15 protein-coding genes are annotated in these 13,310 nt (G+C 64.4%); 9 read left to right on the top strand and 6 right to left on the bottom strand.

Annotated features, from left to right (window positions below; all coding sequences use genetic code 11):
* The first annotated feature begins 14 nt into the window (after window positions 1-14).
* The 3 genes from DVK00_RS08255 to pfkB all read left to right on the top strand — a co-directional run bounded on the left by DVK00_RS08255 (window position 15) and on the right by pfkB (window position 2,753).
* Complete coding sequence (locus tag DVK00_RS08255) at window positions 15-998, top strand: isocitrate/isopropylmalate dehydrogenase family protein (protein WP_101349711.1); 984 nt, start codon at window positions 15-17, stop codon at window positions 996-998.
* A gap of 88 nt (window positions 999-1,086) precedes the next feature.
* Complete coding sequence (gene glpR / locus DVK00_RS08250) at window positions 1,087-1,848, top strand: HTH-type transcriptional regulator GlpR (RefSeq protein ID WP_101349712.1); 762 nt, start codon at window positions 1,087-1,089, stop codon at window positions 1,846-1,848.
* Entirely contained in the window at window positions 1,845-2,753 is a 909-nt protein-coding gene (gene pfkB, locus DVK00_RS08245) for a 1-phosphofructokinase (RefSeq protein WP_121577563.1), read from the top strand. Before glpR ends, pfkB begins: the two co-directional genes overlap by 4 nt.
* Before the next feature lie 40 nt (window positions 2,754-2,793).
* Here the strand turns inward: pfkB and DVK00_RS08240 are convergent, their stop codons facing one another.
* The gene (locus DVK00_RS08240) at window positions 2,794-3,921 is read right to left on the bottom strand and encodes a hypothetical protein (protein WP_121536707.1); all 1,128 of its coding nucleotides are present in this window, start codon (window positions 3,919-3,921) and stop codon (window positions 2,794-2,796) included.
* A 3-nt stretch (window positions 3,922-3,924) separates the two neighbouring features.
* Window positions 3,925-4,707: a class I fructose-bisphosphate aldolase gene (locus DVK00_RS08235; RefSeq protein ID WP_101349715.1), complete on the bottom strand. Its 783-nt coding sequence runs from the start codon at window positions 4,705-4,707 to the stop codon at window positions 3,925-3,927.
* Between the two features lie 119 nt (window positions 4,708-4,826).
* On the opposite strand from DVK00_RS08235, the gene DVK00_RS21670 reads away from it, so the two are divergent.
* Window positions 4,827-4,970, top strand: a complete 144-nt coding sequence (locus tag DVK00_RS21670) for a hypothetical protein (RefSeq protein ID WP_170083691.1) — start codon at window positions 4,827-4,829, stop codon at window positions 4,968-4,970.
* Here DVK00_RS21670 and DVK00_RS08230 read toward each other — a convergent pair.
* Window positions 4,967-5,416 (bottom strand): DUF5799 family protein, encoded by a 450-nt coding sequence (locus tag DVK00_RS08230; protein WP_121536852.1) that lies wholly within the window; start codon window positions 5,414-5,416, stop codon window positions 4,967-4,969. The two genes, DVK00_RS21670 and DVK00_RS08230, sit on opposite strands and share 4 nt — an antisense overlap.
* Window positions 5,417-5,592: 176 nt before the next feature.
* Between DVK00_RS08230 and DVK00_RS08225 the strand changes: the two genes are divergently transcribed.
* On the top strand, window positions 5,593-6,876 hold the full coding sequence (locus tag DVK00_RS08225; protein WP_121536709.1) for an FIST signal transduction protein: 1,284 nt from the start codon (window positions 5,593-5,595) through the stop codon (window positions 6,874-6,876).
* A 47-nt stretch (window positions 6,877-6,923) separates the two neighbouring features.
* Here the strand turns inward: DVK00_RS08225 and DVK00_RS08220 are convergent, their stop codons facing one another.
* Window positions 6,924-7,319: an OsmC family protein gene (locus DVK00_RS08220; RefSeq protein WP_121536711.1), complete on the bottom strand. Its 396-nt coding sequence runs from the start codon at window positions 7,317-7,319 to the stop codon at window positions 6,924-6,926.
* Between the two features lie 106 nt (window positions 7,320-7,425).
* Between DVK00_RS08220 and DVK00_RS08215 the strand changes: the two genes are divergently transcribed.
* A complete protein-coding gene (locus DVK00_RS08215; protein ID WP_121536713.1) occupies window positions 7,426-7,797 on the top strand; it encodes a hypothetical protein in 372 nt (123 codons plus the stop codon).
* A 52-nt stretch (window positions 7,798-7,849) separates the two neighbouring features.
* The gene (locus tag DVK00_RS08210; RefSeq protein ID WP_101349719.1) at window positions 7,850-8,704 is read left to right on the top strand and encodes a UbiA family prenyltransferase; all 855 of its coding nucleotides are present in this window, start codon (window positions 7,850-7,852) and stop codon (window positions 8,702-8,704) included.
* 71 nt (window positions 8,705-8,775) lie between these two features.
* Here DVK00_RS08210 and DVK00_RS08205 read toward each other — a convergent pair whose 3' ends face one another.
* On the bottom strand, window positions 8,776-9,435 hold the full coding sequence (locus DVK00_RS08205; protein WP_101349720.1) for a DnaJ domain-containing protein: 660 nt from the start codon (window positions 9,433-9,435) through the stop codon (window positions 8,776-8,778).
* A gap of 127 nt (window positions 9,436-9,562) precedes the next feature.
* Here DVK00_RS08205 and DVK00_RS08200 point away from each other — a divergent pair, with 127 nt between their 5' ends.
* Together DVK00_RS08200 and DVK00_RS08195 are read left to right on the top strand one after the other, a co-directional pair.
* Complete coding sequence (locus DVK00_RS08200) at window positions 9,563-10,111, top strand: DUF1684 domain-containing protein (protein WP_101349721.1); 549 nt, start codon at window positions 9,563-9,565, stop codon at window positions 10,109-10,111.
* A gap of 62 nt (window positions 10,112-10,173) precedes the next feature.
* Window positions 10,174-11,034, top strand: coding sequence for a CPBP family intramembrane glutamic endopeptidase (locus DVK00_RS08195; RefSeq protein WP_101349722.1), 861 nt, complete (start codon window positions 10,174-10,176; stop codon window positions 11,032-11,034).
* Between the two features lie 829 nt (window positions 11,035-11,863).
* On the opposite strand, the gene DVK00_RS08190 is transcribed toward DVK00_RS08195, so the two are convergent.
* Window positions 11,864-13,222, bottom strand: a complete 1,359-nt coding sequence (locus DVK00_RS08190; protein WP_101349723.1) for an NAD(P)/FAD-dependent oxidoreductase — start codon at window positions 13,220-13,222, stop codon at window positions 11,864-11,866.
* Between the last annotated feature and the right edge of the window lie 88 nt (window positions 13,223-13,310).

Here is a 13,310-nt window from a genome sequence, read left to right as displayed (position 1 = left end):
ACGTCCCTCCCGCCATGACACACGAGATAGCCGTTATTCCCGGCGATGGAATCGGACAGGAGGTCACACCCGCTGCGGTGGAAGTGCTGGAGGCCATCGATACCGTCGACTTCGACTTTATTGAGGGCGAGGCCGGCGACGCAGTGAAGGAAGCAACCGGCGAGGCGCTCCCGCAGGAGACGCGTGACTTGGCGGCTGACGCCGACGCGACGCTGTTCGGCGCGGCCGGTGAGACGGCGGCCGACGTAATCTTGCCGCTCCGGCAGGTTGTCGGCTCGTTCGCCAACGTCCGCCCAGCCCGTTCGTATCCTGGTCTAGACGCCGTCCAGCCCGACACCGACATCGTGTTCATCCGGGAGAATACCGAGGGCGTCTACAAGGGCATCGAGAGCGAAATCGCCGACGGCGTCACCACCTGCACGCGTGTCATCACTGAGGACGCCTCGGAGAAAATCGCCGAGTACGGCTTCAGCTACGCGAAGCAAAACGACTACGACGATGTGACTATCGCCCACAAGGCCAACGTCATGCGCACCACCGACGGCCTGTTCCTCGATGCGGCCTCGGCGGTCGGCGACGACCGGGGGGCGTCCTACGACACCGCGCTGATGGACGCGCTGGCGATGCACCTCGTGATGAACCCTCAGGACTACGGCGTCGTCATCTGTCCGAACCTCGCCGGCGACATGCTGTCGGACCTTGCTGCGGGCCTCGTCGGCGGCCTCGGCCTGCTGCCGTCGGCCAACATCGGCGAGGAGAACGCGCTGTTCGAGCCGGTTCACGGCTCCGCGCCCGATATCGCTGGTGAGAGCATCGCTAACCCGTCAGCGATGATTCTCTCCGCAGCGATGTTGCTCGACCACCTCGGCTACGACGAACAGGGCGATGCAGTCCGAACGGCTGTCGAGTCCGTGCTCGACTCAGGCCCTCGAACGCCGGATCTGGGCGGCGACGCGTCTACTGCGGACGTAACCGCCGCGGTTATCGACGAACTGTAAGCAGTTTTCTCGCGTTCTATCTGGGCAGAAACAAGCACGGTCCAATAGAAAGAGGTAAAACCGAAGCGAAACAATCACGCCCGAAAGAATGCTCCCGGCCGAGCGAAAGCGCACTATCGTCCAGTTGGTGACAGAGCGAGACGGCTGTTCAGTGTCGGAGCTGGCCGCGGAACTGGAGTTCTCGAAGGCGACGATACGCCGCGACCTCCGGGATTTGGAATCCGAAGGCCGGATCGAGCGATCCCACGGCGGCGCGGTACCGGCGTCCTCTGTCGGCACCGAACGACCCTACGGCCAGCGTGAGGTCGACCACTACGCCGAGAAACAAGCGATTGCGGAGCGAGCCGCGCAGGAGGTCCGGGAGGGACAGGTCGTCTGTTTCGACGCGGGTTCGACGACAATGGAAGTGGCCCGTGCGGTTCCGGACAGTGATTATGTCGCGGCGACGAACATGCCGGACCTCGCGACAGAACTGGCCGAACGGGACGTTGACGCCAAACTCACCGGTGGCAGTCTGCGGCCCCGAACCCGCGCGCTCGTCGGCCCGACGGCCGAGCGCGCCATCGAGCGGATGAACTTCGACCTGCTGTTCCTGGGGACCAACGCCCTCGACAGCGCTGCCGGGCTGTCGACGCCAAACGAGGACGAGGCGGCCGTCAAGGAACTGATGGTCGAACGCGCCCGCAGGGTCGTGCTGGTCGCCGACGCGTCGAAGTTCGGCGACCGGAGCTTCGTCAGTTTCGCCGACCTGGACCAGGTCGATTTGCTCGTCACCGACGCCAGCCCGTCGGGGGCACTCGCCACAGCGCTCGCAGACGCCGACGTGCCCGTTGAGGAGGTCAGCACATGATTGTCACCGTCACCTACAACCCTGCAGTCGACCAGACAGTCCAGTTCGAGGAACAGATGGCCCCCGACCGCGTCATGCGGGCCGACAGCGCGCAGTTCGACGCGGGCGGGAAGGGTATCAACGCCGCGCAACTGCTCACCGCGATGGACCGGCCCTGCGTCGCGACGGGACTGCTGGGCGGGTTCACCGGCTCGTTCATCCGGGAGACGCTGCAGGGCGACGGCGTCGAGACGGCCTTCGTCGACGTAGACGGGACAACCCGGATCAACACCACCGCCATCGCGGCCGCGGAGGAGTACAAACTGAACCAGGCCGGGCCGACCGTCGAGGAGGCTGTCGCCGACTCGCTGCTCGAACGGGTGCGAGCGCAGTCTCCCGACCGCGTGCTCGTCGGTGGGAGCCTGCCGCCGGGGCTGTCCCCCGAGGCCATCGACCGCATCGCGGCCGGCGGCGACTGGGAGACCGTCGTCGACACCGGCGGCGACGTGCTCCGGGCCCTCGACGCCCAGTACGGGCTCTGCAAGCCCAACCGCGCCGAACTCGGCGACGCGACCGGGGCCGACGTGTCCACCGTCGAGGGGTGTGCGGACGCGGCGGACACGTTCCGTGAGCGGGGCTTCGACCGCGTGCTGGCCTCACTCGGCCCGGACGGCGCGGTCCTCGTCGGCGACGCGGGCCGTCTGTACGCCGAGGCGCTCGACGTCGACGTCGTCGACACCGTCGGGGCCGGCGACGCGCTCCTCTCGGGCGTCCTGAGCGCCTGGGAGGCCGGCGCGGACGACGAGACGGCGCTCCGGACCGGCGTGGCCGTCTCCGCGCAGGTCGTCCAGCGGGCCGGAACGGCCGTCCCCGACCCAGCGGATATCGACTCGCTCCGAGACGGTGTGACGGTACGGCGGCTCTAAGACGGGGCTTCGCGCAGAAATAGAACTCCAAGCGGGGCGCTCAGAACTTCTCGAGGTAGTCGTCGACGAACGCGCGCACGTCGGCCAGCGACGGCTGGTCGGCGGTCCGGACGAAGTAGCCGGCGACGGCGTTGCCGACGACGACGGCGGCGGCGGACGGGAGGCCGGCGATGCGGGCGAGGCCGAGCCCGGCGTTGAAGTGGTCGCCGGAGCTGGTCGTCAGTTCCGGGTCAGAGACGGCGGGGACGGCCACGCTGTCGGTGCCCGTCTCCGAGACGACGACGGAGCGTTCGACGCCGTGGCCGACGAACCAGGTCGGCGCGAGCGCGTCGTACACCGCCTCGGCGTCCTCGGCGAACGAGCGCTCCCCTTCCCCTGCGTAGGCGTCGGCGAGCACGCCCGTCTCGGCGCGGTTCGAGGTGACCACCACGTCGGTCACCTCGTCCAGTCGGCCGATGGCCTCGCGGCCGGCCCGCAGGCGGTCGGCGTCGAGTTTGCGCACGTCGCCGGGGTCGACCAGCACCGTCCCCGGCGGGTCGTCGATGTCGCCCCAGAGGTCGCGCAGACCGTCGAAGACCGTCGGCAGGTCCGGCGTCTCCGACCAGTAGCCGGTCCCTAACAGGCTCGCGCCGTCCAGCGTCTCAGCCAGTCGGTCGTGGCCGAAGGCCGCGTCGAGTTCGGCCCAGTCCAGCGTCATCGTGTCGCCGATTTCGGTGAGCATGAGCTTCCCGTCGTCGAACTCGACGGCGTCGGTGACGCCGGGTTCGCCAAGCGAGTGGAGTTCGTAGTCGCCGAACTCCGACTCGAAGGCCTCGTGGACCGGGTCGCCGTACATCCCGACCATCACCGGGTCGAACGACCAGCCGCCGAAGGCCCGCGCGAGGTGGCTGGTGTGGCCGCCGGTCCGGTTGCCCTGCTGGAGCCACTCGAAGGAAAGCGAACTGTCGGCGGCGACGGACCGGTCGATGCGGTCGCCGAAGCCCTCCAGCGTGGCGAGGCGCTCGTGGCTCTCGGGGTCGATGCGGTCGGCGACGACCTCCCGGACGCGGTCGAGGTAGCCGTCGAAGCCGAAGACGACCCGGCCGGTGTCGATAGTGTCGGGGAGCGCGTCGCTGTAAGGCAACGCCTCGTCCGCCGCGGCGACGGCTCGGCGCGTCTCCTCGTCCATGGCCTACAGGACGTCGTCGGCGGTCGCGTCCTCGAAGATGACGCCTTCGAGCTTGTCGAGGATGTCGTAGGGGTCGTCGCGCTGCCAGACGTTGCGGCCGACGGCGAGGCCGGCGACGCCGACGTCCATGCAGTCCTCGACGAGTTCGAGGAAGTCGCGGTCGGAAGTCTTCGACCCGCCGGAGAGCAGGACACGGTTGTCGGCCGCCGAGCGGACGGCGTGGGCCATCGCTTCCTTGTCGCGGGGGTATTTCACCTTCGTGAAGTCAGCGCCCAGTTCCAGCCCGATACGGGCCGCGTAGGCGATGGTCGAGGGACTGCGGTGCTCCTTGATGGCCTGTCCGCGTGGGTACGACCACATGGCGATGGGCAGGTCGTGGTCGCGGGCGTTTTCCTGCACCGGGCGGAAGTCCTCGAACATGTCGGTCTCGCGGTTGACGCCCGGATAAATGGTGTAGCCGACGGCGTCGGCACCGAGTTCGGCGGCGTACTCGACCGACCAGTTCTGGGGCGAGTACGGGTCACCCATCCAGAGGTCCGAGCCGCCGTTGAGCTTCGCAAGGAGATTCACGTCGTCCTCGTAGCTCGGGTAGTACGTCTCGGCGAGGCCTTTCCCGACGGCCAGCGCCGTCACGGCGTCGTGGGTCGCCATCTCGAACACCTCACGCGGGTCGAGGCGCTCCTCGACGCCGCTGAACTGCTTGGGACCGTGTTCCAGTCCGTGGTCGTGGGCCAGCACGAGCGTCTTGTCGTTCCGTACAAGCGGTGAGTCACCCAGTGGTCGCATGTGTCGTGTTTCTACCGAGAACGACCATTAACCGTTTTCGGTTCTGATTTGTTACTACTGTTCGCGTTTGTTTTTGATTGTGGGCGGGAATTAAGTGTGTTCCACTGAAAGGTTCAGATATGCCATCCGTGGAACTGGATGCCGAGACAGTGGAGCGCCTCGATGACCTTCGCGTCGAGGACGAGTCGTACGACGACATCGTGACGGAACTTATCAACATCTACGAGGCCGAGGAGCTAACACTGTTTCACAGCGGCGACTAACCCTGTGCCTGCTCGCAGACAGACTTCCAGCGCCCGTTCGACTCCAGTTTCTCCTGTAGTTGCTCAGCGTACGCCTGTGCGAGCCGGGCCGCCTCTTCTTTCTGTTGCTTGTCCCCGCCACCGGACCCGCCCAGTCCAAGCGCGTCCTTGACGCCAGAGAGGAGGCCGCCGCCCGAATTCCCGGACTGGTCGCCCCCGGGACCGGCCATCGGTCCCTGGTTGGCGACCCGTTCCATCTCCGGCATGACGCTGGAGAGTTTCGACGTATCGGCGACGATCCGAGCGGCGTCCGGGTCCTCCGGGTTCTCGATCTCGAACTCGACGGCAGTCATCACCAGCCCCCACTGCTGGCTGGAGAACGACGACGCTTTGACCTGTTCGTTGAACTGCTGGTCGACCGTCATCCGTTCGCCGGCGATGCGGTCGGTCCAGTCTGAGTCACTCATGGACTGGTGTTTGCGGGCCGACGGTATGAGCGTTTCCCGCTCCGTGTGGTGGTCTACGATAAGGCGTACCGCTTCTGGAGCGACTCCCGGGCCTTCGAGTGACGCCACTACCCTGCCTTGTTATTTTCAAAACGGTTCCAATATGTTAAGTTAGCCCACGATATACTTGCATCTCAATGACTACTGAGTTTGGGACAGGGCAGGCGACGGGAGACTCGGGCGATGCCGCAGCGATGGACGCCATACGGGATGCCATGGCCGGTATATCGGCCAGCGAACCGGACTTCTGTCAGATTTTCTGCTCTCCGAGGTACGATTACGAGGCGGTGCTGTGGGGTGCTCGGAGTGTTGTCGGTTCGGACACCGAAATCGTGGGCTGTTCGTCCTCCGGAGAGTTCACTGAATCCGGTTCGGGGAACGGAACTGTCACAGTCGGTGTCGTCTCGTCGGACTCGATGCGGTTCTTTTCCAGCCTGTCGACCGAACTGAGCGCTGACCCCGAACGCTGTCTGTTCGAAGCCGTCCATGACCTCCCTGCGAGCGAGGACGCCACTGTCGAGGGGTATCCGCATCGGACGGTCATCAATCTCCACGACGGCATGGCCGGAATCGGAAACAAAGTCACTCGGCTCACCGAGCAGTACCTCGACGATGAGGAGACGCCGGTTGTCGGCGGGTCTGCGGGTGACGACCTCCAGTTACAGCAGACCCACGTCTTCCGGAACGACCGCGTCGAGACGGACGCCGTCGTCCTCGCGCTCATTGCCTCAGAGGACCCGCTTCCCGTGACAGTCAACCACGGCCACGAACCGATCTCCGAGGCGATGACGGTAACCCGAGCAGAGGGCAGCACCGTGTACGAACTCGACGGCAGGCCCGCGTTCGAGGCCTGGCGGGACGCGATTCGGGAGGATGCGATGGAGACGTACGACATCGATGTCGACGAGTTGGAAGCAGGGTCCGAGGACCTCGTCATGTTGCTCGGCCGCTACGAACTCGGTATCGAATCGGAACCTGATGCCGACGCGGACGGACTCGCCTCACGAATCAAGACCTTCATCGAGAGCAAACTCATCTCGACGACGGGATACAACATCCGATGGCCGGGCCATACAACCGACACCGATGGGCCGCTGGATTTCGCCGTCGCTGTCTCCGAGGGGACGGAAGTGCGGGTGACACATAGCAACAAATCCGACCAGGTGTATGCGGTCCGGAACGCCGCCACCAACGCCGCCAATGAACTCCGCGGTGGAAATGTCGCGGGCGGATTCGTCTACGATTGCGCCTGCCGGGCGATGATTCTCGGCGACGACTTCGACGACGCCGTCGAGACGATTCACAGCGCTATCGACGCGCCCTTCGCCGGCTTCGAAACCTACGGCGAAGTCTGCTCGGCCGACGAGGACTACACCGGCTATCACAACACGTCCTCGGTTATCCTGCTGTTCCCGGAGTAACGACGACGGGGCTGCTACCAGCGAAAATAACCCCGGCCCTTGCCCGCTCAGACGCCGGACTCGATAGTGATTTCCGCGTGTAGCTCGTCCTGCAGCGCCGAGTGGACGTGGCAGATGTCCTCGGCGAGTTCAACGATGTCCTGTTCCTCGTCTGCGAGTGACTCCTCGACCTCGACATGGAAGTCGATATACTCTAGGTCGTCATCCTCGTCGAGACCTGCGGCGACTTCGACGTCGACGCTGCCGATGTCTTCGTGGCCGTACTTGTCGGCGGCGACGCGCAGCGCCGGGATATAACAGGAGGCGTAATCGGCGGCCAGAACCTCGTTCGGCGACGGGCCGTTCTCGCTCAGCGCGTCGACGATAAGCTCCCATTCGCCGTTGATGACGCTTTCGACTGTGTATCCTTCCTCGCACGTACTCTCGATTTCAATATCTGCCATAGCAATTCTGTGGACACGGCCCTGACCCTAAACATTTCCTGCATGGCGTTTCTACCGGCGAGGCACTGCCGAAAGGTAATACACCTCCAGTCCCTACAAACGACCAATGGAACACCTCGCACCGTCGAACGTGCCGGTGTATGCTACGCGGGACCACCAGCGCGAGATCTGGGAGCGCTGTCGGGACCGGGGCCACCCGGTCCTCGCCGTCCGAGACGCGACGCGGGGATTCATCGTTCGATACGACCTCCAGCATCTGTCATACGAACTCTCGGACGCTACCGTTCAGGAACTCCGGGACCGCGTCCGGTCCCGCCGACCGTATCCGACGACGACGGACCCGATCTCGGAGACGGAGGGCGTCGGCGGCGAAGCCGGCCCGGTGTCCGGTGAACTCCACGCGGACAGCGAACAGGCCGCCAGAGAACTGGCCTCGCACATTTCTGGCTTCGTGCTCGACCGCTCGAACTGGCGGTAGTACCGAAACAACGCGGCTGGGGATTTTTGCCACAGCCGTACCTTGAGTCCGTATGGCAGTCGCCCGACACGAGACCGGTCCGCTCGCGACCGTGAGTGCCCTGGCCTCGCAGGTGCACCCGGTGTTTATGCTGCCACCGCTTGCGACCTCGCTGTTCGGGGGGTTGCTTTCCGGTGGGTTCTGGCCCCCGGTGGCCGCACTTCACGCGAGTGCGATGTTCTTCGCCGTCTACACGGCCCACGTCAAGGACGGCTACGTCGATTTCCACGTCCGCGGCGAGGACGACGACCACCCTCTCACTGGCTCGGGGTGTCGCATGGCGCTGGTCGGCGCTGGCGTCGGCTTTGCGCTCTGCACGGCAGCTATCTGGCTGTTGGTCGGTCCCGGCGCGGCGCTGCTGACGCTACCGACATGGGTTATCGGCTACACCCACGCGCCACAACTGGACATGAACCCTATCGGTGCGACGATGGGCTACCCGACGGGTATCGCGCTGTCACTGTTGGGCGGCTACTACGCACAAGTGACGACGCTGACGCCGCGTGCTGTCGGTCTCGCCGCCGTGTTTCTGCTGTTGCTGACCGGCATCAAGATAATCGACGACGAGCAGGACTACGACTACGACCGGTCGATACAGAAACGCACCGTCGCCGTCGTACTTGGCCATCAAGACGCCCGGCGACTCGCGCTCGGTCTGTTCGGAGCGGGCCTTCTCGGAATCGTTGGGCTGTCTGTGGCATTGCCCGGGGTCCCGCCGAGTGCTGCGGCGGCTGCGGTCGTCTTCGGGACGGTCGCGGCTATCGCCCAGCGGGGCGACCCTGAAACTGCGACGATGCTGCTGATCCGCGGCTCGTATCTTCTGCTGGCCGTCCTCGTTACCGCTGTTTGGTTCCGGCCGCTGTCGTGAATGTGGCTGTGCTGCCGGCTTCGCGTCTGCTGGCTCTCGAAACTGCCGCTGTGCGAACCGCTCCGTGCCAGTCAGCCCGAGATGTGTGTGAGGACATGGGTCGCCGAGACGGCGAGCGAGATGGTCACCATCGAGGCTGCCATGACACCGGCGACGACCGGTGAGAGGTCTCCAGTGAGGCCACCGACTGCGAGCAGTACGGCGGCAATGATCGTACAGACCAGCAGTGCCAGATGGACGAACAGCCACGGCCCGACACGTCGCAGTGACTCGAGCAGTGTCTCGACTCCCGACGGCTGTGCCGGCCGAACCCGCTCGCCGGGCCGGTAGTACTCCGCGGCAGTCCCGTAGCCCGTGCTTCCACCGCGGGTCTGGGTTGGCCGCTGTGTCGCTTTCGCCGTTGTCTCGCCTGCCGTCTCTGCGTCGGCTCGCTGGTCGACGTACTGCTGTGCGATGTCACTGACACCGCCCGTGGCTGTACCTCCGTCCGCGACGCTGTCGACGTGCCTGTTGACGTATGCGTCGTGGCCGAGCCGGTCGTATCGCGCTCGCTCGGCCTCGTCTGTGAGCACGTCTTTCGCCTGCGTGAGGCGCTTAAACCGGTCTCTAGCGGCAGGGTCGTCACTCACGTCCGGGTGATGCGTTTTCGTCTGCTCCCGGTAGGCGCGGACTATCGTCTCTTCGGTGGCATCTGGGTCTACCCCCAGAATACCGTAGAACGTCGCTTCCATACACACCCCTGTGTAGTTATCGAGTTGGACTATACGTATAATAAGGTATTCACTCCCTCACGACACGATATTGCCGAGCTGTCGCTGAGTCGCCGGACTGAAACTGCGTGGCCACCACCGTCTCAGTATGGACGAAGACACCGAAGACTGGGCAGCGCAGTTGGAGGCCAACCGGGCCGAGAAAGACCGCTTCTTCGCAGAGCATCGCCAATCACCGATTCCGCCCGAGGAACGCGACGAGTTCGACGGACTCAGTTACTTCGACCCGGACCCCGACTATCGGGTCGAAGCGACCGTTACCGTTCACGAGACACCGGAGTCGGTCGATCTGGAGACGAGCGACGACCGGACGGTGCGCTATCTCCACGTCGCAACACTGTCGTTCGACCTCGACGGCAAGTCCCGCGAACTCCACGCGTTCCGGCAGGCCGCCGACGAGTCACGGACGCTCTTTGTCCCGTTCCGGGACAAGACCACCGGCCAGCAGAGCTACGACGGCGGTCGATACATGGAGCTGGAACCCGACCGCGACCTGAGCGACGGCGACGAGATTACGCTGGATTTCAACCTCGCCTACTCGCCGTTCTGTGCCTACAGCGACACGTTCTCCTGCCCGTTGCCGCCGGAGTCGAACTGGCTCGATGCCGCAGTGACGGCCGGCGAGCGGATCGACTGAACGCGGGTCGCGACACCGATACCAAACGAATTGTTTACACATCGCCACGACCAAGGTAGCGTATGGCAACGGCGACCCGCGACCGTCCGGTTCTACAGGCCTTCCAGTACGGGTTTACGCTTTTTTCGGCGCTCTCGCTGGGTGTGATAGGACTCGGGTTCGGCTCGATCCTGCTTCTCAGCATCGCTTTTTTCCTCTCACTCGGTGCCGGAGTACAGATAACGCAAGTACAGACGCTGGTCCTCGGACTGATAACAGTTCAGGGAATCGGCTGTCCGGTCATCGCGTACACGTACATCAAACTCAGACCGGTAATCAGAGCGAAAGTCCGCGAGGTGTTCTCCTATGCACCGGACACCGGCGCATTCAGTATCGGCATTGCTGTACCGAGTCTCCGTGAGGCCGGCATCGTCGTGCTGGGCTACGTCAGCGCGATGGGCGGACTCGTGGTGGTTGCCACCATTATCACGACACTCGTCTCGCTGTTCGGGATCGAAACGGCAACCAATCAGGCGGCTGAGATTGGCATGGAAAACCCTGATGTCCTCCTCCTGTTGATTCCTGCCTCCTTCCTCCTCATCGGCCCGGGCGAGGAACTGCTGTTCCGCGGTGTCGTTCAGGGCCGCATTCGGGACTACTTCGGCCCGATCTCGGGCGTCACTATCGCGAGCGTCATCTTCGCCGGCATTCACTACCCCGCCCTTAGTGGCGGATCGGTCACGGGGAAACTCGTCGGGGTGGGTGCCCTTCTCGTTCCGTCGCTCATCCTCGGCGCCACCTACGAGTACACGGACAACATCGTCGTCCCGTCACTCATCCACGGCGCGTACAACGCGACGCTGTTTACTGGCCTGTACGTCTTCGTGAAATTCAGCGGGGACCTCTCGTCCGCTCCGGCCGTGCTCGGTATCAGCGGCTTCTGACCGGCCTATCCCACCAGGTCCGCAATCTGGCAGGTCCGTACCTGACTTGAATGATTTCCTGCCCTGTATTCGCAAGGGATACCAGCGGCGACCTGTCTCTCACCGCCCGGCGATAGCACATCTTCGTCTCACCCCTACTGCCGAAAATCGGCGAATCCGACGGCCTGCTCTCCGTCTACAACACTGAGCAGCAAGGGCTGGATGCCGACGCTGCATACCAGCGGTGGAGTAGCAACTGGTCCATCGATGCGAAAATCGAACTCAACGGTAGGCTATTCGAGACAGCCTGTTTCGTTGCCCGTCCACCGGTCAACTACGTTCAGAGAGGACGAACAGGCCTTCGTCGAACTGCTTACCCGCTGGCCCAGATACGAACTGAGCCGATGCGACGGGCAGAGCCAGTGGCCGCCACAATCCTGCTCACATCGAGTGTTGCGTAGCCGGCTCGCAGAACGATTTCCGACGCTCTCGGGACACACCTCCGTCTCCAATTAACAGTAGCATGTCGCCCGGAACACTAACGTCCGGCATCATCCTCGGCGGTGTGCCACGTCAGCCGGCAAACCCTCGTGCCGGGCGGGTCGTCCACAGACGACCAAGTGCGCGAGCGGCGTCAGCCGCGAGCGCGGGTGATTACGGCGTAATCACCGAACGCCCAGACGGTGCAACCGTCTGGCGGGTCGCCGGATACGGCGACCAGATGCGGTGTGAACCGCGGTCATGTCGCGTGCCCGGGTTCTCCGGGTCGTCATTGTCCCGGTGACGGGTCTCAGCCGGGGATTAAAGGCACGCAGATGCATTTCGCCGGTGGGACACCTAAGGGTGACGTTCAGACGGCGTAGTCGTCCTCGCGCAACTGGACGTACTTGCCGTTACGGTAGGAGAACTTCCCCCATTTGTAAGCCAGAACCATCTTGATGCCGTTGAAGCCGCCACGGAGCGCTGCGTCGGCCTTGATGCCGCGGGCGTCCATCAGGTCGTTGGCGGTGGTAAAGGCCCGGTCCCAGTCGCCGGGCCGCCAGTCCCGCACCATGTCCGCGAAGGTGACGTTCCGGAGGATTTCGTCGCCGATGGCGTCGTGCCAGGCGTCGTTGTAGCGTTCGAGGCGGTCGTTCGCGGCGAGGCGGCCGGCGATCTTCCCAGTGCGAACGGCGACGTGGTCGCCGCCCTCGTGGAACGCTGACGTAGTCCCCATTGCCCCACCGGCCACGGCAATGCCGGCACCAACTGGGGACTCTATCGGGCGGGTCGAGGAGATAGGGTACGTCTCTGTGCCCTTCGATTTTCCCCGGTCCTCGACGAGCGGGAAGTCGTCGAGGTCGTACGCCTGAAACTCCCGTTCGAGCAGCCGTTCGATGTACTGCCGTCCCTGCGGGATGCTGTCGTCGCTCGCTTTGAGCAGGTCCCACTCGCTGCGGTCGTACGCGTCGATATTCAGCCCGATAGGCATCGTCAGACCGATGCGGGCGACCGGGGCGTCGTTTGGGAAAATCCACGGATACGCTGTGTGGCCGGGCATGATGCCCCACCAGAACTCGATGAACTCCGGTGTGAACAGTTCCTCCGGCATCCGGCGGTGCTCTTGATAGGCGATGTGATTGACCTTGTTCGACGGCATGATGTCGGCCATCGTCTGCCCGTCTGGGAGAAACTGATCGAGCGTCCCGCCGGTGACGGTTCGCTGGGGGCCATCCGCGAGTATCACGTACTCCGCAGCGATGTCCTCGCCGTTGGCCAATCGAACGGTGTGTCGCGGCGAACTCCGCAGGTCGGTCTCGACGCCGGTGACGCTGACACCGACGCGGTAGTCCGCGCCCGCTTCCGTCGCCCGTCTGCGGAGCCAGTCGTCGAACCGCGCTCGGTGAAACGTGATGCCAAAGCTGTCGGCGCTAGAACTAATCCCGGTCTCCGTGAGCGTCATCTCCGTCGAGGGACCATAGAACTTCGCCCCGTCGAGTTCGCTCAACACCACGTCCTCGGGGAACTCGGACCGGGGAATACCCATGATGTCGAACCAGTAATCGAGCAATCCGGCGGCATCTGTCGAGTCCGGTCCCGCCCCCTCGCGGTCGGCTCTGGGGACCCCCTTTTCGAGGAGGACGGCGTCGGCCCCGTGGTCGGCTGCGGCCTCGGCCGCCGACGAGCCGGCCGGGCCACCACCCACAATGGCGACGTCTACGTGTTCCATACCCGCTACGGTGTCCCGCGCCCGCTAAAACCTATTGTCTTGCATCGAAACTACGGTGTGACGCGCTCACCGGACTGAACTGGAACGC

The sequence above is a fragment of the Haloarcula sp. Atlit-47R genome (assembly GCF_003665985.1).
In the GTDB taxonomy this organism is placed as follows: Archaea; Halobacteriota; Halobacteria; order Halobacteriales; family Haloarculaceae; genus Haloarcula; species Haloarcula taiwanensis.
This window is presented reverse-complemented; position numbering and strand designations above follow the sequence as displayed.